Source organism: Micromonospora sp. CNZ297 (assembly GCF_007827625.1).
Genome location: NZ_VISU01000018.1, coordinates 79,302 through 97,084, shown reverse-complemented (window position 1 = coordinate 97,084; position 17,783 = coordinate 79,302). Strand labels below are relative to the sequence as shown.

The window sequence follows — 17,783 nt, the reverse complement described above, 5'->3', positions numbered from 1 at the left end:
ATGACCCCTTCCGACACCTGGGGCATCCCCAGCCCCGTCTTCCTGCGCTGGTACCTGCTGCTCGCCGTCGTCCTGGTGGTCGGCGCGATCGTCTACCGGCGGCGGATGCTGGCGGGCACGGCGGTGACCGCGTACGGCGACCTGGGTCCGCAGCAGGTCGCGTACCTCAACGGTGGTGACCAGCTCGCCGTCTGGGCCGCGCTCGGCGGGCTGCGCCACTCCGGCGCGGTCGGCGTACGACCGGACCGGCGGCTCACCACGGGCGGCCCGCTGCCGGCCGGGGCCACCCCGCTGGACCAGGCGGTCCACCACGCGGCGAGCCGGGGTCTGCGTACCCGGGAGCTGGCCGCCGACGAGTGGGTCCGGCGCGCGCTCGACGACCTGCGCGACGGCCTGGTACGCCGGGGCCTGGCACTGGACCAGGAGCGGCGCCGGACGCTGCGGCGCGGCGCGCTGCTCGTCGGAGCCCTGCTGGCGATCGGCATCGTGCGCGCGGTCTCCGGGCTGCTCAACGACCGGCCCACCGGCTGGCTGCTGCTCAGCCTGTTCCCGCTCGGCCTGGCGTTCGTGCTGCTCAACCGCGTGCCCTGGCGGACCCGGGCGGCCACCGCCGCGCTGAACGACATGCGCCGCCGGCACGCCTGGCTGCGGCCGGCCGCCGGACCCGCGTACTCCACGTACGGCGCGACGGACGTGGCGCTGGGCGTGGCGCTGTTCGGCACCGCCACGCTCTGGACCATGGACCCGGGCTTCGCGGAGCAGGCCGAGATCCAGCGGCAGGCGATGGGCAACGCGGGTGGCGCCAGCTCCGGCACCTCGTGCGGCGGCGGGGCGACCGCCGGCGGCGGCTCCTGCGGGGGCGGCAGCTCGTGCGGCGGGGGTGGTGGCTGCGGCGGGGGCGGCGGGTGCGGCGGATGAGCGGCCCGTCCGGCGTCGGCATCGGCTGGCGCCCCGAGATCGCCGGTTTCGTCGCCGGGCTGCCGGGGCTGCGCTTCGTCGAGGTGGTCGCGGAGGCGGTCGCCCCGGCCGGGCCGCTCCCGGACGGGCTCGCCGAGCTGCGCGGACGCGGCGTCGACGTCGTACCCCACGGGGTGCGGCTGTCCCTCGGCGGCGCGGAGCCGGTCGACCCGGCGCGGGTGGCGCACCTGGCCGGGGTGGCCGCGGCCCTGGACGCGCCGCTGGTGAGCGAGCACATCGCGTTCGTGCGGGCCGGCGGCCTGGAGGCCGGTCACCTGCTGCCGCTGCCGCGCAGCCGCGAGGCGGTCGCCGCGGTGGTGGCGAACGTCCGGCGGACGCAGGCGGAGCTGCCGGTGCCGCTGGCCCTGGAACCGATCGCGGCGCTGTTCGACTGGCCGGACAACGAGCTGGACGAGGCGGACTTCCTCACCGAGATCCTCGACGCCACCGACGCGCTGCTGCTGCTCGACGTGGCGAACGTGCACGCCAACGCCCGCAACCGGGGCGGCGATCCGGCCGCGCTGCTGGACCGGCTGCCGTTGGAACGCATCGCCTACGTGCACGTCGCGGGCGGCGCCGAGCACGGCGGCTTCTACCACGACACGCACACCGATCCGGTGCCCGCCGCCGTGCTGGACCTGGTCCGCGAGCTGTGCGCCCGGCGCCGGCCGCCCGCGCTGCTGCTGGAACGCGACGGGCACTACCCGCCCGCCGCCGAGCTGCGCGGCGAGCTGGACGCGCTGGCCGCCGCCTCCGGCCATCCGGTGGTCACGTGAGCGGCGACCTGGCGGCCCGGCAGGCCGAGCTGGTCGCGGCGCTCGTCGCCGGTGGACCGCTGCCGCCCGGCTTCGCCCCGGCCCCGGTCGAGGCGGCCCGCCGGGCGCTGCTGCGCAAGCGGGCCGGGGACGTGGCCCGGCACTGGCCGCTGGTCGCCGCCGGCCTCGGACCGGACTGGCCGGCCGCGTTCACCACGTGGGCCGACGGCCGTCCCACGAACGGGTCGCTGCGCGACGGCTGGGACCTGGCCCGCGACCTGCGCGACCGGGACGCGCTGCCGCCGCTGGGCACGGAGGAGCTGGCCGTGCGCGAGGCCGCAAGCCGCTACGACGGCCGCCGCCCGCCCCGGCCACGCCGGCTGCCGGCCCTCGCCCGCGTCGGCGGCGCCGTCGCGGTCCAGGTCGCCGGCCGGGTACGCCTGGTGCGGCCCGCCCCGCGCTGACAGGCACCCGCCGGTACGGCAGGATCGGTGCATGGATCTCGGACTCGCCGACCGGGTGTACGTGCTCACCGGCGCCTCCGGCGGCCTCGGCTTCGCCACCGCCGAACACCTCGTCGCCGACGGTGCCCGGGTGGTCATCTCCGCGCGTACCCCGGAACGGGTGGCCGCCGCGATCGAGGCGCTCGGCGACCCGCAGCGGGCGATCGGGCTGACCGCCGACCTCGCCGACCCCGCCACCCCGGAACGGCTCGTCGCCGCCGCCCGCGAACACTTCGGCCGCCTCGACGGCGCGCTGATCTCGGTCGGCGGCCCGCCGCCCGGCACCGCCGCCACCGTCACCGACGAGCAGTGGCGGGAGTCGTTCGAGACGGTCTTCCTGGGCAGCGTCCGGCTCGCCCGCACGGTGGCCGGAGCGCTCACCGACGGCGGCGCGATCGGGCTGGTGCTGTCCACCTCGGTACGCGGACCGCTACCAGGGCTCGGCATCTCCAACGGCCTGCGGCCGGGTCTGGCAGGCGTGGCCAAGGACATGGCCGACGAGTTCGGCCCGCGCGGCGTACGCGTGGTCAGCCTGCTGCCGGGACGGATCATGACCGACCGCAACCGGGAGCTGCTGGCCGGTTCCGGCGATCCCGAGCGGGCCCGCGCGCAGGCCGAGGCGGCGATCCCGCTCGGGCGCATCGGCGACCCGGCGGAGTTCGGCAGGGTGGCCGCGTTCCTGCTCTCCCCCGCCGCCGGGTACGTCACCGGGATCACCGTTCCGGTCGACGGCGGCGCGCTGCGCGGGCTGTGACGGTGGCTGCGGTGGTCGGGCTTCCCGCGGCGGGCCGGTCACCCGGGACGGTGGGCCGGTGAGCGATCGACGGCGGCCGGCCGGTGGGCGGCCCGAGGCCGCGCCCGGACCGGGCACGCCCGCCCGCCGCCACCCCCGGCCCAGCCGCGAGCAGCTCGCTGCGGCGGCCGACCGGCTGCTGCCCGACGTGATCGCGCCCGGCCTCGACGTGCTGTTCGTCGGCATCAACCCGGGCCTGTGGTCGGCGGCCACCGGCTGGCACTTCGCCCGCCCGGGCAACCGGTTCTGGCCCGCCCTGCACCGGGGCGGCTTCACGCCACGCCTGCTGCACCCCAGCGAACAGGACACGCTTCCGGCGCTGGGCCTCGGGATCACCAACATGGTGGCCCGGGCCAGCGCCCGCGCCGACGAACTGACCGCCGACGAACTCGTCGACGGCGCCGCCACGCTCACCGCGAAGGTCGAGCGCTACCGGCCGCGCTGGGTGGCTGTGGTCGGTGTGACCGCGTACCGGATCGGGTTCGCCCGGCCGAAGGCCGGTTTCGGGCCGCAGCCGGAGACGCTCGCGGCGGCCCGGCTCTGGGTGCTGCCCAACCCGAGCGGCCTGAACGCCCACTTCACGCCGGAGACGCTCGGCGCCGCGTTCGCCGAGCTGCGCGCCGCGGTCGCCGCGGGCTAGTTGGCGGCCGCCGGGGGCATGGCCTCGTGGGCGACGTAGGTGCCCATCGGCACCGTGGTCACCACCGGCTCGGGCTGCTCGGCCTCGGTGTGGGGCGCCGGCGAGTCGGTGACCGCGAACTGGGTGCGGTACAGCTCGGCGTACAGGCCGCCGACCGCCACCAGCTCGTCGTGCCGGCCACGCTCCACGATCCGGCCCTCGTCGAGCACGAGGATCTGGTCGGCGTCGCGCACTGTGGAGAGCCGGTGCGCGATCACCAGCGCGGTACGCCCGGTCAGCGCCACGGACAACGCCCGCTGCACCGCGGCCTCGCTCTCCGAGTCCAGGTGGGCGGTGGCCTCGTCGAGGATCACGATCGACGGGGCCTTGAGCAGCAGCCGGGCGATGGCGATGCGCTGCTTCTCGCCGCCGGAGAAGCGGTAGCCCCGCTCGCCGACCGTCGTGTCGAGCCCGTCCGGCAGCGCCCGGACCAGGTCGGCGACCTGCGCGCCGGCCAGCGCCGCCCAGATCTCGTCGTCGGTGGCGTCGGGCTTGGCGTAGCGCAGGTTCTCCCGGATCGTCTCGTGGAACAGGTGCGAGTCCTGGGTGACCACGCCGATCTCGTCGCGCAGCGAGGCGAGCGTCGCGTCCCGCACGTCGACGCCACCGACCAGCACCTGACCGTCGCTGACGTCGTAGATCCGGGAGATCAGCATGGACAGCGTCGACTTGCCCGCCCCGGAGGGGCCGACCAGGGCCACCATCTGCCCCGGCTCGACGGCGAACGAGACGCCCCTGAGCACCGGCTCGTTCACCGTGCGGTCGAGGGTCGAGACCTCCTCCAGGGAGGCTAGCGACACCTCGGCGGCGCTCGGGTAGCGGAAGCGCACGTCGCGGAACTCGACCCGGCCGTTGCCGCGCGGCACCGGCACCGCGTCGGGCTTCTCGGCGATGGACGGGCGCAGGTCGAGCACCTCGAAGACCCGGTCGAAGGAGACGAGCGCGCTCATCACGTCGACCCGGACGTTGGACAGCGCGGTCAGCGGGCCGTAGAGCCGGGTCAGCAGCAACGCGAGCTTGACGACGGTGCCGGCGCTGACCGCCCCGGTGACCGCCAGCCAGCCGCCCACGCCGTACGTCAGCGCCTGGGCCAGCGACGCAACGAGCAGCATCGCGACGAAGAACGTCCGCGAGTACATCGCGGACTGGATGCCGATGTCGCGTACGCGCTCGGCCCGGCGGGCGAACCGGTCGGCCTCCACCTCCGGCGCGCCGAACAGCTTGACCAGGAGCGCGCCCGCGACGCCGAACCGCTCGGTCATCGTGGCGTTCATCTTGGCGTCGAGGTTGTACGACTCGCGGGTGATCTCGGCCAGCCGCCGGCCGACCCGGCGGGCCGGGATGATGAAGATCGGCAGCAGCACCAGCGCCATCACGGTGATCTGCCAGGACAGCACGAGCATCGCCCCGGCGGTGAGCACGAGCTGGATGACGTTGCTGACCACGCCGGACAGCGTCGAGGTGAACGCGCGCTGGGCGCCGAGCACGTCGTTGTTGAGCCGGCTGACCAGGGCGCCGGTCTGGGTGCGGGTGAAGAACTGCAACGGCATCCGCTGGACGTGGTCGTACACCCGGGTGCGCAGGTCGAGGATGATGCCCTCACCGATGCGCGCCGAATACCACCGCTGGACCAGGGAGAACAGCGCGTCGGCCACGGCGAGCGCGGCGATGATCAGGGCGAGCCGGACCACTGTCGAGCGGGCGTCCGGGCCGCCCCCGGCGATCGCGTCGATGACGTCGCCGGCGAGCAGCGGCGTGGCCACGCCGATCACCGCGGCGACGATCACGGTGATCAGGAAGACGACGATGTCGCGCCGGTAGGGCTGGGCGAACGCGACGATCCGCCGGGCGGTGCCGCGCTTGAGCTCGTGGGCGGAGACCTCGTCACGGTTACGCAGCGACCGGAGCATGCTCCAGCCGCCCATGCCGCCGCCGGCCATCGGGTGGGACACTCGTCACCTCCGGGTCGTCGGGGCAGCATGAACCGTCGGAGTCCATTCTCCCGACGCCTGTGACAACCTCGCGAGTAACCCGGATCTTCCCGAACGGTCCTTACGAAATCGCCATACCGGCTATTCGCCCCGCCCGGCCAGGTCCCGGATCCGCCGGGTCTGCGCCTCGCGCTCGGCGCGCTGCTGCTCGGCGTGCGAGCGCACGGCCGCGCCCGCGAGCAGCGCCTTGATCTCGATGATCGCGTCCCGGTTGTTGGCGAGCAGCCCGGCGGAGAGATCACGCACGGCGCCGTCCAGCTCGTCGTTCGGCACCACGAGCGTGGCCAGGCCGATCCGGTCCGCCTCGGCGGCGTCCATCCGCCGGCCGGTGGCGCAGATCTCCAGCGCCCGGGAGTAGCCGACCAGCTCGACCAGGCGGCGCGTGCCGGCCAGGTCGGGAACCAGGCCGAGGGTCACCTCGGCCATCGAGAGCTTCGCGTCGGCGGCGAGCACCCGCATGTCGCAGGCCAGCGCCAGCTGGAAGCCGGCGCCGATGGCGTGGCCCTGAACCGCGGCGATCGACACCACGTCCGGCCGGTGCAGCCAGGTGAAACCGTCCTGATAGCCGGCGATCCGGTCGGCGCACTCCGCCTCCGGCATCGCGGCCAGCTCGGCGAAGGAGCCCGGCCCGGTCGCACCGGCGACCGCCAGGTCCAGGCCCGCGGAGAAGGCGCGCCCCTCTCCGCGTACGACGACGACGCGCACGTCGCCGGGCAGGTCGCGGGAGAAGTCGCTCATCGCGCGCCACATCGCCGGGGTCTGGGCGTTGAGCACGTCGGGCCGGCACAACGTCACCGTCGCGACCGGCCCGTCGCAGTCGAAGCGCACTCCGGTCGTCTCGGCGGTCACCGGACGCCCCGGAACGCGCTGATGGACGACGCTGGGGGGCGGGTCACGCCTTCTTCCGGCGCCGGGCGCCGCCGCGCTGCCGCAGCTGCACCCCGGACTCGGTGAGCACCCGGTGGATGAACCCGTAGGAACGGCCGGTCGAGGCCGCCAGAGCACGGATGCTCTCTCCGCCGGTGTACCGCTTTACCAGGTCTTTGGCGAGCGTCTGACGCTCGGCCCCGACGATCCGGCGACCCTTCTCAGTGCTGGTGGCTGTGCCGGTGGCTGCCATGCTGATTCCTCACGTCCCAGACTGTGCGGTTCGGATACGGTCCCACCTATTAGACCGCCTCGGACGATCATGCGCCAGATATCAACTATTCGCCAACCGACACGCTACGCAATGTCAGCTTCCCGATAGAGTGATCCTTCCGGCCGGCTGATCCGTACCGGCCCGCCGGACGAACCGATCGACACCACTTCCCCGAAGTGGCGGCATCGCCGCGCTCCGGACACCTCCACTTCGGCGAGCTGGTGTGGATCATGCGGATGACGGGTGCGCGGGGGCCGTATCGTGCCCGGGGTGTTCGACGTGATCACGGCCGCGGCGGGTGCGGCCGGCGTGTTCGCCGCCACCAACCTCGACGACATCGTCGTGCTCACCGTGCTGTTCGTGGCGGCCCGGCACAACGGCCGGCCCCGGCCCTGGCAGATCGTCGCCGGGCAGTACGCGGGCATCGGCGCGCTCGTCGCGGTCGCGGTGGTGGCCGCCGCCGGCCTGCTCGTGGTGCCGGATCCGTGGCCCGGCCTGCTCGGGTTGCTGCCGGTCGCGCTCGGCGTCCGCGCGCTGCTGACCCGGCGCGACGACGACGAACCGCCGGCGGTGGTCGGCAGCCTGCTCGGCGTCGCCGGGGTGACGATCGCGAACGGCGCCGACAACATCGCCGTCTACGTGCCGGTGTTCCGCGCCCTCGACCCGGTCACCGGGCTGATCTGGCTGCTGGTGTTCGCCGTGCTGGTGGCCGTGTGGTGCGCGGTCGCCGCCGCGCTCGGCGGGCACCCCCGGGTGGTGGCGCTGGTCGGCCGCGCCGGCCACTGGCTGGTCCCGGCGATCTTCATCGCCATCGGCGCGACCATCCTGCTCACCTCCGGCGTCCTCCCCCACCTGGCCGCCCTCCTGCCCTGACCGCCCGCCCCACCCGCCCACCCACCCCGCCGCCCACCCCGTCGATCATGAAGTTGACGGCGATCTGGATCTCCAGAAGTGCCGTCAACTTCATGATCGACCGACAAAAAAGTGGGGTGGGGGGTCAGGCCAGCTCTACCAGCTCCAGCAGGTCGTCGGACCAGGCGTCCTCGTCGCCGTCGGGCAGCAGGATGGCGCGGTCCGGCTTGAGCGCGGTGACCGCGCCCGGGTCGTGCGTGACCAGCACGATCGCACCCGGGTAGCGGGCGATCGCGTCGAGCACCTGCTCGCGGCTGACCGGGTCGAGGTTGTTCGTCGGCTCGTCCAGCAGCAGCACGTTGGCGCCGGAGCAGACCAGCGTGGCCAGCGCCAGCCGGGTCTTCTCGCCGCCGGAGAGCACACCGGCCGGCTTGTCCACGTCCTCGCCGGAGAACAGGAACGCGCCGAGGATCTTGCGCAGGTCGGTGTCGGTCTGGTCGGACGCGGCGCTGCGCATGTGCTCCAGGATCGTCCGGTCCACGTCGAGCGTCTCGTGCTCCTGGGCGTAGTAGCCCAGCCGCAGCCCGTGCCCGGGGCGTACCTCGCCGGTGTCCGGCTCCAGCAGCCCGCCGAGCATCCGCAGCAGCGTGGTCTTGCCGGCGCCGCTGAGGCCGAGGATGGCCACCCGGGAACCCCGGTCCACAGCCACGTTCACGTCGGTGAAGATCTCCAGCGACCCGTACGACTTCGACAGGCCGTTCGCGGTCAGCGGCGTCTTGCCGCACGGCGCGGGGCTCGGGAACCGTACCTTCGCGACCTTGTCCGCGACGCGGACCTCGTCCAGGCCGGAGAGCAGGCGCTCGGCGCGCCGGGCCATGTTCTGCGCGGCGACGGTCTTGGTGGCCTTGGCCCGCATCTTGTCCGCCTGCGCCATCAGCGCGCCGGCCTTCTTCTCGGCGTTGGCCCGCTCCCGGCGGCGGCGCCGCTCGTCGGTCTCCCGCGCCTCCAGGTACGCCTTCCAGCCCAGGTTGTACGTGTCGACCACGGACCGGGTGGCGTCCAGGAACCAGACCTTGTTGACCACCGCCTCCAGCAGCGAGGCGTCGTGGGAGATCACGATCAGGCCGCCCTTGTGGTTGGCGAGGAAGCCGCGCAGCCAGGTGATCGAGTCGGCGTCGAGGTGGTTCGTGGGCTCGTCGAGCAGCAGGATGCCGCCGCCGTTCTCGCCGGCGTCGCGGAACAGGATCCGGGCCAGCTCGATGCGGCGGCGCTGACCGCCGGAGAGCGTGCCGATGGTCTGCGCCAGGGCGCGGTCGGGCAGGCCGAGGTTGGCGCAGATCCGGGCCGCCTCGGCCTCGGCCGCGTAGCCGCCGAGCGAGGCGAACTGGTCCTCCAGCGCGCCGTAGCGGCGGACCAGCCGCTCGTCGTCGGCGCCCTCGGCGAGCTTGTCCTCCAGCTCCTTCATCTGCGCCATGAGCACGTCCAGGCCACGGGCGGAGAGCACCCGGTCCCGGCCGGTGACGTCCAGGTCACCGGTACGTGGGTCCTGCGGCAGGTAGCCGATGGCGCTGCGCCGGTCGATCTGGCCGCCGTACGGCTGTCCCTCCCCGGCGAGCACCTTGAGCGTGGTGGTCTTGCCGGCGCCGTTGCGGCCGACCAGGCCGATCCGGTCCCCCGGCTGCACCCGCAGGGTGGTGTCGGACAGCAGGATCCGGGAACCGGCGCGCAGTTCCAGGCCGGTGGCAGTGATCATCTCGGAGTACTCGCTCTCGGGTCCGGAAGGGCTGACTCAGGGCACGCGAAAGCGCCGGCGGGTGGTGATTTCCCGTCGGCGCGGGGCCGTTCAGCCTTCGCAGCGCAGCACGGGGGCAAGTGTACCGGGCTCCGCGGGGCCACTCCCCCGGATTACCGTGCAAGATCATCGGGTACGGAAACCGCCGTCCGGACCCGGTCCGGTACCGCAACCACCACATACGGACACATCGGTGATCGGGGTCAACATGGAGCTGAACGAGAACGCGCGGGTCGACACCAGCCAGGTGGACGACCGGCGAGGGTCCGGCGGAGGCGGCGGGATGGGCATTCCGATCCCGATCGGCGGCGGCCGGGGCGGGATCGTGGGCATCATCATCGCCGTGCTCGTCGCCCTGGTGGGCGGCGGGTTCGGCCTCAACGCCGCCACCAACGGCGGCGGTTCCGAGCAGGGCGACAACACCTCGCTGGAGCAGAAGTGCTCGGCGCAGGACGCGCTGAAGCAGCTCGACTGCCGCAACGCGCTCTACGTCAACTCGATCCAGGCGTACTGGCGTACCGCCATGCCGGAGGCGTTCGGCGAGCAGTACCGGCCGTCGAAGACGGTGTTCTTCAGCCAGAACGTGAGCACCGCCTGCGGCGCTGCCGACTCGGGCGTGGGCCCGTTCTACTGCCCGGCCGACGACCTGGTCTACATCGACCTCAGCTTCTACAAGCTGCTCGCCGATCAGCTCGGCGCGGAGGGCGAGTTCGCCCAGCCGTACGTGCTGGCCCACGAGTACGGCCACCACGTGCAGGACCTGCTCGGCACCGAGGCGCAGATGCGCCGCCAGCAGCAGCGCGACCCGCAGAGCGCGAACGCGCTCTCGGTCAAGCTGGAACTCCAGGCCGACTGCTACGCCGGGGCCTGGGCGAAGAACGCCACCGGCACCGCCGACGACAAGGGGCAGAAGATCTTCACCAGCATCACCGAGCAGGACATCTCGCAGGCCATCGACACCGCCGAGAAGATCGGCGACGACGCGATCCAGCAGCGGTCCGGCCGGCCGGTGAACCCGGACGAGTTCACCCACGGCAGCTCGGAGCAGCGCAAGCAGTGGTTCACCAAGGGCTTCACCACCGGCGACCCGAAGTCCTGCGACACCTTCGGTTCGGGGGCCTGAGCCGCTCCGCGCACCGGCCCGCACCGCTGACCAGGTCAGCGGTGCGGGCCGGTGCCGTTGACCGGGCCGGTCAGGCGGGCAGGGTCACCTGACCCGGGGTGGACCGGTTGACAGTCGTCCCGTCGCCCAGCTGGCCACCGCTGTTGTCACCCCAGCACCACAGGCCGCCGTCGGTGCGGATCCCGCAGCCGTGGTCGGTGACCGCGAGGCCGCCGGTCCAGGTGGTGGCCGTGCCGACCTGGGCGGGCGCGGACCGGTGGGTGGTGCTGCCGTCGCCCACCTGTCCGGCCGAGTTCTTGCCCCAGCACCACACGCTGCCGTCCGTACGCGACGCGCAGGACGTATCGCTGCTGGCGGCGATCCGGCTCCACGTGGTGACGGTGCCGATCTGCACCGGCGCGGTACGGTACGTGCCGCTCACGCCGAGCTGCCCGTATCCGTTCTCACCCCAGCACCACAGCGCGCCGGAACGGACCCCGCACGTGTGCGCGTACCCGGCCGCGACGCCGGTCCACCCGGTCGTGGTGCCGACCTGCGCGGGCGCCGTCTGGGGCGCCAGGTTGCCCAGGCCGAGCTGGCCGTCCGAGCTGGACCCCCAGCACCAGAGCGTGCCGCCGGTCCGGATACCGCAGGTGTGCCCGAAGCCGGCCGAGACGCTCACCCAGTCGGTCGCCGTGCCGACCCGCAACGGGGTGTTGGCGACGTACGGCGAGGCGCCGACGCCCAGCTGCGTGGTCCGGTTGAATCCCCAGCACCAGAGCGTGCCGTCGGTGCGGATCCCGCAGGTGTGCGAGGGGCCGGCGTCGACTCTGGCCCAGGTGGTCGCGGTGCCGACCTGCACCGGGGCGCTGCGGCTGGTGGTGGTGCCGTCGCCGAGCTGGCCCCGGAAGTTCGAGCCCCAGCACCACAGCGTCCCGTCCGTGCGGACCGCGCAGGTGTGCCCGGAGCCGGCGTCGACATTCGTCCAGGTGGCGGTGCCGACCCGCGCCGGGGCGCTGCGGTTCGTGGTGGTCCCGTCGCCGAGCTGGCCGCCGTAGTTCGAGCCCCAGCACCACAGTCCCCCGTCGGTGCTGATCGCGCACGTGTGCGCCCCGCCCGCGGTGACGCTGGTGACTGCGGGCGCGGCGAGCGCGGCGCGCTCGACCGGGCCGGCGGCCGCGTTCGCCGTGCCGGCCGTCAGTGTCGCGGTGAGCACGAGGCTTCCGGCGCTCATCGCCGCCGCCGCGACGAGGAGCCTCGTCGCACGGCGCCACCGGGTCCGCAGCCGGCCGTCCTGATATCCGCTCATGAAGTTGTTCTCTCCCAACGATGTCGGCGTGATGGCGGAGGCGAAGCTGGCCCTGCGGGTCGCCCGGAGACCCGCCGCTTCATGACACCGACCTTATGCATCGAGTCGATTCGATGCATCATCGACGAGCGGGATTGCGCCGTCTTGAGGTGATCTTTCCTGTTCAGCGGACCAGGATGTGGACCGCCCGGGCGGCGGCGACTGCCGCCACCAGCACCGCGTGCCGGGGCTCCGGCACGTCGAGCAGGCGCGGCGCGCGCAGTGCCGCGAGCGGGGCCAGCCGCCGGTCGGCCAGCACCGTGTCCACCGCGCGCCGGTCGCCGCCGCACACCAGCGCCGCCAGCGTGCCCGCCTCCGGCAACAGCAGGCGTACGGCCAGCTCGGCCGCGTCGCCCAGGGCGGCCTTCGCCTGGTTGTCGCGCCGCCTGGCGAACCGCTGCTGGGACCAGCCGCCCGCCGCGGTACGCCCCTGCACGTACCGGGTGTCCACCTTGGAGACCACCAGGTCGGTGCCGTCGGCGACGCCGACCGCCACCGCGCCCTTGCGGGCCAGCAACAGGCCGAGCCGGCGGGCCGCCGTGGCCGAGGCGACGAATCCGGGTACGTCCGGCGACGCGCTCGCGCCGGGCGGGGTGTGCAGCTCGGCGGTGGCGCCGTCCGGGGCGGTGAGCAGGAGCCCGTACTCCTGCGCGGTCGTCGTCGGCGGGCCGTGCCGGTCGGTGAAACCCTCGACCCAGCGGGCGACGCGGCCGGGGTCGACCTCGACCCACCGGCCACCCCCGGCGGCGGGTCGGCTGCTCATGGCCCGACGGTACGCCATCCACGGACCCGGGAACGCAACGCGGGAGGACATCGCTGCCGGTGCCCTCCCGCGTCTACCGCGTGGATCAGTGGACGGTGAGGTTGCCGCCCTTCAGCTTGACCTCGGCGGTCGCGCCGCCCGTCCAGTCGGACGACAGGAGCAGGGAGCCGCCCTTCCACAGCGTGACCCCGACGGTGTCGTTCCTACCGGGGGCGCCCCGGTCGGTCACCGTCACGGCCAGGGTCAGGCCGGAGGCCACCAGCTTGCCCTTGTTGTCGTACAGGGCGGCCTGGTAGCGCACCTGGGCGGTCCGGCCCGCCGAGGTGACGCCGAGCGCGTCGACGGTGCCGGCCTTGATCGTGTACGACTTCCCGCCGGAGCGGAACTCGACCTCGGCCCTGCCCGTGGCGGGCTTGTTCGCCTTGCCCGGCTTCGCGTTCAGCTCCACCTCGACCGTGGAGTTCACGTCGGCCGGGTAGGTCCCCGCCGAGCGGGTGGCGGTGAACTCGCCGCCGCCGGTGAGGAACCCGCCGTCGGAGACGGCGACCGTGACCTGGGCGGTGGTGCCGCCCGTGTAGTTGCCGCCCACCGTCGCGGTGACGGTGTGCGTGCCCTTCGGCAGGGTGGCCGTGCACGCCGCGGACGCGGTGGTGGTGGCCGTGCCGAGCAGAGCCGGCACGGCGGTGCACAGCGTCACGCCGTCCCTGGTGAAGGTGACTGTGGCGGTACGGATGTCACCGGCTGTGGTGTCCGTGGCGCCGGGCAGCACCGAGCCGTCCCGGAGCACGGCCCGCAGCAGCGCCTGGCCGGACGCACCGCCGGTCGCGGTGTTCACGAGCGTGTCACCGGCCCAGCTGACCGCCGCGTCCTCGGCGGCGACGGTGACGGTGAACGAGGTGCTGCCGGTCAGCCCGGAGCCGTCGGACACGGTCACGGTGACCGGGTAGTCGCCCGGGGCCGCCGTGGTGGTGCCGGCGACCGTCCAGGTACGCGTACCCGGGCGGGCGTCCGTCGCCGAGGTGCTCGTGACGGCCAGGGACAGGCCGGCGGGCAGCCCGGTGGCGGCGGCGGTCAGGTCCGCGCCGGTGGTGTCGCCGTCGGTCGCGGTGACGGTGACGGCCGGCGAGAGCGCGTCGCTGTACTGCACGCTCACGCCACCGCCGGGGGCGGTGCTGGTGACGACCGGGGCGGACCGGATGGTGAAGTCGGCGTCGTTGACGTCGAAGAAGACGTTTCCGACCGCCTCGATCTTGATCCGGGCCTTCTCGGTCGCCACGTTCGGCAGCGTCACAGTCGCGGTGCCGGTGTTGGCGGTCTGCTCGGCCAGCACATACGGGAAGGTCTGCCCGCCGTCGGCGGACAGCGAGATCTTCACCTGCGCGGCGTTCACCGGCGCCACGTCGGTGCCGGCGACGTCCCACGTCACGGTCCGGGTCGAGCCGCCGTCCAGGACCGCGGCGGTGTCCTGGGAGGTCACCAGGAACGGACCCGCGTCCGGTGCCAGCACCACGGCGACGTCGGCGCTGCCGATGCCGCCGCCACCCAGCCGCCCGTCCCGGGCGGTGAGCTTGAAGTGCAGGGTCCGGTCACCGGCGATGCCGACCCAGTCGCGGGTGGGCAGGAACTCCGAGTAGCAGTCGACCAGCTCGGCCGGCACGTTCGAGGCGCCACCGGTGGCCGGCGGTGCCGGGGCCGCCGGGCAGGTGCCGGTGGCGGCGTTGGTGTTGCCGGCCAGGATCTGCCTCATGTCGGGGAAGACCCGGGTCGAGTCGGTGGTGACCGAGTTCAGACCCGGCGAGTAGTACTTCAGCGTGTCGGTCGGCGACACGATCGCCGCCTCGCCGAACACCCGGAACAGCGGACCGTTGACCTTCGTGTTGTTCGTCAGCGCGGTGCCGGTCGTGGCGCCCCTGTCGTTCTGCTCCCACAGGTACGTGACAGTGTCCCCGTCGGCGTCGGTGGCGCTGCCGGTCAGCGCGAACGGCGTACGCACCGGGATGGTGACGGTGTCCGGGACGGTGACCACCGGGGCGTGGTTGGAGGTCTCCTCGACCAGCCAGCCGCCGTTGTCGACGGCGCCGCCCTTGGCCGTCTCGCCGACGAACCCGGAGGCGCCGGAGGCGTTCGTCAGCTCCAGCGACGCCACGTTCGTGGTCGCCAGCGTGCCACCGAAGGTCACCTGGAAGCCGTTGTCGTTGAGCGTGCCGCTGCCACCGAACGCGGCCACCGTGACCGTCGCGCCGGCCGGCCAGCCGGCGATGCCCTCGACGGCGGCCTTGATGCCGGCGGTGGTGTAGTTGACGCCCCGCACGATCGGCGCCGAGTCGGCGCCCGCGTAGCGGACGGTGAACGAGTCACCGTCGGCGTCGAACCCGTACAGCGAGACGTTCTGCACCTCGTTGATCGCCGGGCGGTTCGAGGTGACGTAGTTGGTGATCTCGGTGTAGCTGCGGTGCGACCAGTACGGGTCGCTGTGCGGCTGGAGGTTGTCCTGCTGGCAGATGCCCGCGTACGCCATGATCGACGAACCGCTGCCCGGCTCGTACGAGTTGGCCGCGCTGCGGTTGCCGCCCGAGCAGTTGTACTGCGTGCCGTTGAAGGTGTGGTTGCCGGCGAACTGGTGACCCATCTCGTGCGAGACGTAGTCGACCGCGTAGAAGTCGCCGACCGGCGTCGGCAGGCCGGTGCAGCCCTGCGCCTTGCCGTTGCCGCCGATCACGCCGAGGCTGGCCACACCGCCGCCGTTGACGCCCAGGCCGACGTGGCCCACGTCGTAGTTGCTCGCGCCGACGAGCTGGCCGAGCACGATCCGGTTACGGCTGAGCGTGCCGCCGCCGCAGGAGGTGAGCTGCGCCGGCGTGAAGCAGGCAGCCGCGCCGCACGGACCGATCGGCTCGGTGGCCAGCGCCGGCGTGTTCAGGTTCGTCTTGTCGGTGTCGTTGATCAGGACGAGCCGGATCGCGGTCTCGTCCTCGTAGATCTGGGTGACCCGGTTCATCAGCGTCACCTTCGCGGCGGTGACGTTCTCCGCGCCGAAGTAGGTGGCCTAGGACGGGTCGGTCACCAGCGCCACCCGGTAGGTGCGCAGCTTCACCAGCGGCCCGGCCGGCACCTCCGCCTCGGCGATCTCCTCGGCCAGCGCGTGCGCCTCCTGCGTGACGTCCTCACGCTCGACGAACTCGCCCTCCGGGTGCTCCAGGTCGCGGGCGAAGTAGCTCGCGTACAGGCTCTGGTCGCGCTGGTAGTACGGGTCGATGTACCAGTTGCCCTCGGCCGAGCGGACCGAGGCGTGGAACCCGAGCGGGGTGAGGTCCGCGCGGATGGTCGCAGTCGGGTCGTCCAGGCCCTTGCCGGCGTACGTGGTGATCTCCGGGTGCTTCGCGGCCAGGCCCGCCTCCATGACCGGCGAGTCGACCAGCTCGAACCGTTGGAACGTGCCGTCCGGAGCGGGCAGCGACACCACCTGCTTCGCCACGCGGGCCACCGCGACGCGCTTCTCGGCCGGAGCCTTGTCCAGCAGGCCCTTCATGCTGCCGCGGTCCAGCTTGTACGCGGTCAGCCGCTTGGCCTTGACGGCGGCCTTGCGGCCCGCCTTGGTGGCGGCCGGCTTGCCGTCCACCTTCTGCCACGGTCCGTGGACAGCGGGTGCGGCGGAGACGGGCGCGGGCGCGGCGAGAACGGGAAGTGTCGCCGCGGCCAGCGCGGCGACGAGGAGGGCAGCGGTCCGTCCGCGCCGAGCCCGGCCGGCGGGTTGCCGGTGGCGCGGCGGACGCCCCAGGGTGATCCTCAAGTCTTCTCCCTGCGGTCGGGTGTGGACTGATGCACGACCGGCGGGGATGACCGGGCGTACGTGAACGGTCCACGGATTGTTCCGTGACCCTAGGACCACTCGCGACCTCGAACATCAACCGGAAAGACGATGCGGTTCTACCTGGACGGTGATCCGCGCCGTCCCGGCCTGCGGGATCCGCGCTTCGCAAGGGCGAGCCGGCCGACCTGACGGCCGAGGACACCTGCGGTCGAACGCCGGGCCGGGAATGGATCTTTCCGCCGCCCGGGACTGCCGGTTCGGCCGATCCCCCGGTAACGGATCGCGAACGGCCCCGTCATCGGCCCGACATGTCGGGCCGTCCCCGTCGGTCAGACGCCGAGCACAGTGGCGACCGCGAGAGCCGCGATGATGACGCTGGACAGCAGCGCGGTGACCCGCCGCCCACGGGGACCGGTGAGGGCCCGGCCGATCAGCGTGCCGCCCCCGGCGATCAGCAACTGCCAGCTCGCCGACGCGAGGAAGACCCCGGCGGTGAAGGCGGCAGCGCCCGCCGGACCGGAGCCGAGCACGTCACCCCGGCCGAGGACGAGCGCCACGAAGTAGACCACAGTGGCCGGGTTGAGCAGGGTCAGCGCGAGAACCGCGGCGAACGCGCGCACCGGCGTGTCCAGCCCACCCCGCGCGCCCGGCTCCTGCGTCGTGCTCGGCGGGTGCGTGGTGGCCGACGGATGCGTGGTGGCCGACGGGCTCGGCGGGTGCGTTGTGGCCGGTGGACGCAGCGCGCGCCGGGCGGTGAGGCCGGCGAGAGCCAGCAGCACCCCCGCGGCGACCAGCCGCAGCGGACCCGCGAACGGCGCGAGCCCGCTCGCCACCGCGGCCCCGCCGAGCGCCGCCAGCGCCGCGTAGAGACCGTCGGCGCTGGCCACGCCGAGTGCCGCCGCCGCACCGACCCGGAACGAGGTACGCGCGCTGAGTCCGAGAATGAGGATCGCGATCGCGCCGACCGGGATGGCGACGCCGTAGCCGGCGACCAGGCCGGCCAGGAACGCCCCGGTCACGACGACGGGTGACGGGTCGAGGCGGCCGAGGGCAGGGTGCGCTGTCGACGCGCGGCGGTGGCCGCACGGACAGGAGCCTGCTTCGGGTACGCCTCGATCACCCGCTCATCCTGCACCCGGCTCCCTCACTCCGCGACCGCTTTTCCCGCGCGCCCGCACGCGCACCCCGCGCCTGGGCTGGGCTGGAGATCTTGGTACGAATCTGCCTCCTCGGGGGGCGGTCTCATACCAAGATCTCGCCGTTCCCGGCCCGACGCCGGCGGCGGTGCCGTCGGCC

At 73.5% G+C, this 17,783-nt stretch carries 16 protein-coding genes and 1 pseudogene; 7 read left to right on the top strand and 10 right to left on the bottom strand.

Going from position 1 to position 17,783, the window contains the following annotated elements; translation table 11 throughout:
* From FB454_RS26115 to mug, 5 genes are read left to right on the top strand one after another with little or no spacing between them, the layout of a single operon-like run.
* Positions 1–918 (top strand): TIGR04222 domain-containing membrane protein, encoded by a 918-nt coding sequence (locus FB454_RS26115; RefSeq protein WP_145823685.1) that lies wholly within the window; start codon positions 1–3, stop codon positions 916–918.
* Positions 915–1,733, top strand: coding sequence for an MbnB/TglH/ChrH family RiPP precursor modification enzyme (locus FB454_RS26110; RefSeq protein ID WP_145823684.1), 819 nt, complete (start codon positions 915–917; stop codon positions 1,731–1,733). Before FB454_RS26115 ends, FB454_RS26110 begins: the two co-directional genes overlap by 4 nt.
* Positions 1,730–2,176 (top strand): SCO6045 C-terminal-like domain-containing protein, encoded by a 447-nt coding sequence (locus FB454_RS26105; protein WP_013287429.1) that lies wholly within the window; start codon positions 1,730–1,732, stop codon positions 2,174–2,176. Before FB454_RS26110 ends, FB454_RS26105 begins: the two co-directional genes overlap by 4 nt.
* A 31-nt stretch (positions 2,177–2,207) precedes the next feature.
* Positions 2,208–2,969 carry an SDR family oxidoreductase gene (locus FB454_RS26100; protein ID WP_030274204.1) on the top strand — a complete coding sequence of 254 codons (762 nt, stop codon included), beginning with the start codon at positions 2,208–2,210 and terminating at the stop codon, positions 2,967–2,969.
* 58 nt (positions 2,970–3,027) lie between these two features.
* Entirely contained in the window at positions 3,028–3,648 is a 621-nt protein-coding gene (gene mug / locus FB454_RS26095) for a G/U mismatch-specific DNA glycosylase (protein ID WP_013287431.1), read from the top strand.
* Here the strand turns inward: mug and FB454_RS26090 are convergent.
* The 3 genes from FB454_RS26090 to FB454_RS26080 all read right to left on the bottom strand — a co-directional run bounded on the left by FB454_RS26090 (position 3,645) and on the right by FB454_RS26080 (position 6,798).
* Complete coding sequence (locus FB454_RS26090) at positions 3,645–5,627, bottom strand: ABC transporter ATP-binding protein (RefSeq protein ID WP_114920967.1); 1,983 nt, start codon at positions 5,625–5,627, stop codon at positions 3,645–3,647. The genes mug and FB454_RS26090 overlap by 4 nt on opposite strands.
* A 132-nt stretch (positions 5,628–5,759) precedes the next feature.
* Positions 5,760–6,527, bottom strand: a complete 768-nt coding sequence (locus tag FB454_RS26085; RefSeq protein WP_013287433.1) for an enoyl-CoA hydratase/isomerase family protein — start codon at positions 6,525–6,527, stop codon at positions 5,760–5,762.
* A 43-nt stretch (positions 6,528–6,570) separates the two neighbouring features.
* Complete coding sequence (locus FB454_RS26080) at positions 6,571–6,798, bottom strand: helix-turn-helix domain-containing protein (RefSeq protein ID WP_007072022.1); 228 nt, start codon at positions 6,796–6,798, stop codon at positions 6,571–6,573.
* Between the two features lie 291 nt (positions 6,799–7,089).
* Between FB454_RS26080 and FB454_RS26075 the strand changes: the two genes are divergently transcribed.
* Positions 7,090–7,692 (top strand): cadmium resistance transporter, encoded by a 603-nt coding sequence (locus tag FB454_RS26075; RefSeq protein ID WP_230650820.1) that lies wholly within the window; start codon positions 7,090–7,092, stop codon positions 7,690–7,692.
* Between the two features lie 124 nt (positions 7,693–7,816).
* Here FB454_RS26075 and FB454_RS26070 read toward each other — a convergent pair whose 3' ends face one another.
* The gene (locus tag FB454_RS26070) at positions 7,817–9,424 is read right to left on the bottom strand and encodes an ABC-F family ATP-binding cassette domain-containing protein (RefSeq protein ID WP_145823683.1); all 1,608 of its coding nucleotides are present in this window, start codon (positions 9,422–9,424) and stop codon (positions 7,817–7,819) included.
* Positions 9,425–9,671: 247 nt separating this feature from the next.
* Between FB454_RS26070 and ypfJ the strand changes: the two genes are divergently transcribed.
* Positions 9,672–10,586, top strand: coding sequence for a KPN_02809 family neutral zinc metallopeptidase (gene ypfJ / locus FB454_RS26065; protein ID WP_013287436.1), 915 nt, complete (start codon positions 9,672–9,674; stop codon positions 10,584–10,586).
* A 70-nt stretch (positions 10,587–10,656) separates the two neighbouring features.
* On the opposite strand, the gene FB454_RS26060 is transcribed toward ypfJ, so the two are convergent.
* The 6 genes and pseudogenes from FB454_RS26060 to FB454_RS26045 all read right to left on the bottom strand — a co-directional run bounded on the left by FB454_RS26060 (position 10,657) and on the right by FB454_RS26045 (position 17,506).
* Entirely contained in the window at positions 10,657–11,874 is a 1,218-nt protein-coding gene (locus tag FB454_RS26060; RefSeq protein ID WP_145823682.1) for an RCC1 domain-containing protein, read from the bottom strand.
* 163 nt (positions 11,875–12,037) lie between these two features.
* A complete protein-coding gene (locus FB454_RS26055; protein ID WP_186461660.1) occupies positions 12,038–12,676 on the bottom strand; it encodes an acVLRF1 family peptidyl-tRNA hydrolase in 639 nt (212 codons plus the stop codon).
* 85 nt (positions 12,677–12,761) lie between these two features.
* The gene (locus tag FB454_RS35535) at positions 12,762–14,423 is read right to left on the bottom strand and encodes a putative Ig domain-containing protein (protein WP_486485459.1); all 1,662 of its coding nucleotides are present in this window, start codon (positions 14,421–14,423) and stop codon (positions 12,762–12,764) included.
* Positions 14,424–15,155: 732 nt separating this feature from the next.
* Positions 15,156–15,701, bottom strand: a pseudogene (locus FB454_RS35530) (reprolysin-like metallopeptidase); the annotation flags it as partial.
* A 21-nt stretch (positions 15,702–15,722) separates the two neighbouring features.
* Positions 15,723–16,466, bottom strand: a complete 744-nt coding sequence (locus tag FB454_RS35525; RefSeq protein WP_486485457.1) for a hypothetical protein — start codon at positions 16,464–16,466, stop codon at positions 15,723–15,725.
* Positions 16,467–16,816: 350 nt separating this feature from the next.
* Positions 16,817–17,506, bottom strand: coding sequence for a LysE family transporter (locus FB454_RS26045; RefSeq protein ID WP_071098400.1), 690 nt, complete (start codon positions 17,504–17,506; stop codon positions 16,817–16,819).
* Positions 17,507–17,783: the final 277 nt, after the last annotated feature.

What these genes read in the sequence shown, in the direction of transcription:
- FB454_RS26115 (WP_145823685.1), top strand. Translation starts at nt 1, where the DNA reads ATGACCCCTTCCGACACCTGGGGCATCCCCAGCCCCGTCTTCCTGCGC.
- FB454_RS26110 (WP_145823684.1), top strand. Translation starts at nt 915, where the DNA reads ATGAGCGGCCCGTCCGGCGTCGGCATCGGCTGGCGCCCCGAGATCGCC.
- FB454_RS26100 (WP_030274204.1), top strand. Translation starts at nt 2,208, where the DNA reads ATGGATCTCGGACTCGCCGACCGGGTGTACGTGCTCACCGGCGCCTCC.
- FB454_RS26090 (WP_114920967.1), bottom strand. Translation starts at nt 5,627, where the DNA reads ATGGCCGGCGGCGGCATGGGCGGCTGGAGCATGCTCCGGTCGCTGCGT.
- FB454_RS26080 (WP_007072022.1), bottom strand. Translation starts at nt 6,798, where the DNA reads ATGGCAGCCACCGGCACAGCCACCAGCACTGAGAAGGGTCGCCGGATC.
- FB454_RS26070 (WP_145823683.1), bottom strand. Translation starts at nt 9,424, where the DNA reads ATGATCACTGCCACCGGCCTGGAACTGCGCGCCGGTTCCCGGATCCTG.
- ypfJ (WP_013287436.1), top strand. Translation starts at nt 9,672, where the DNA reads ATGGAGCTGAACGAGAACGCGCGGGTCGACACCAGCCAGGTGGACGAC.
- FB454_RS26060 (WP_145823682.1), bottom strand. Translation starts at nt 11,874, where the DNA reads ATGAGCGGATATCAGGACGGCCGGCTGCGGACCCGGTGGCGCCGTGCG.
- FB454_RS26055 (WP_186461660.1), bottom strand. Translation starts at nt 12,676, where the DNA reads ATGAGCAGCCGACCCGCCGCCGGGGGTGGCCGGTGGGTCGAGGTCGAC.
- FB454_RS35535 (WP_486485459.1), bottom strand. Translation starts at nt 14,423, where the DNA reads ATGAGGCAGATCCTGGCCGGCAACACCAACGCCGCCACCGGCACCTGC.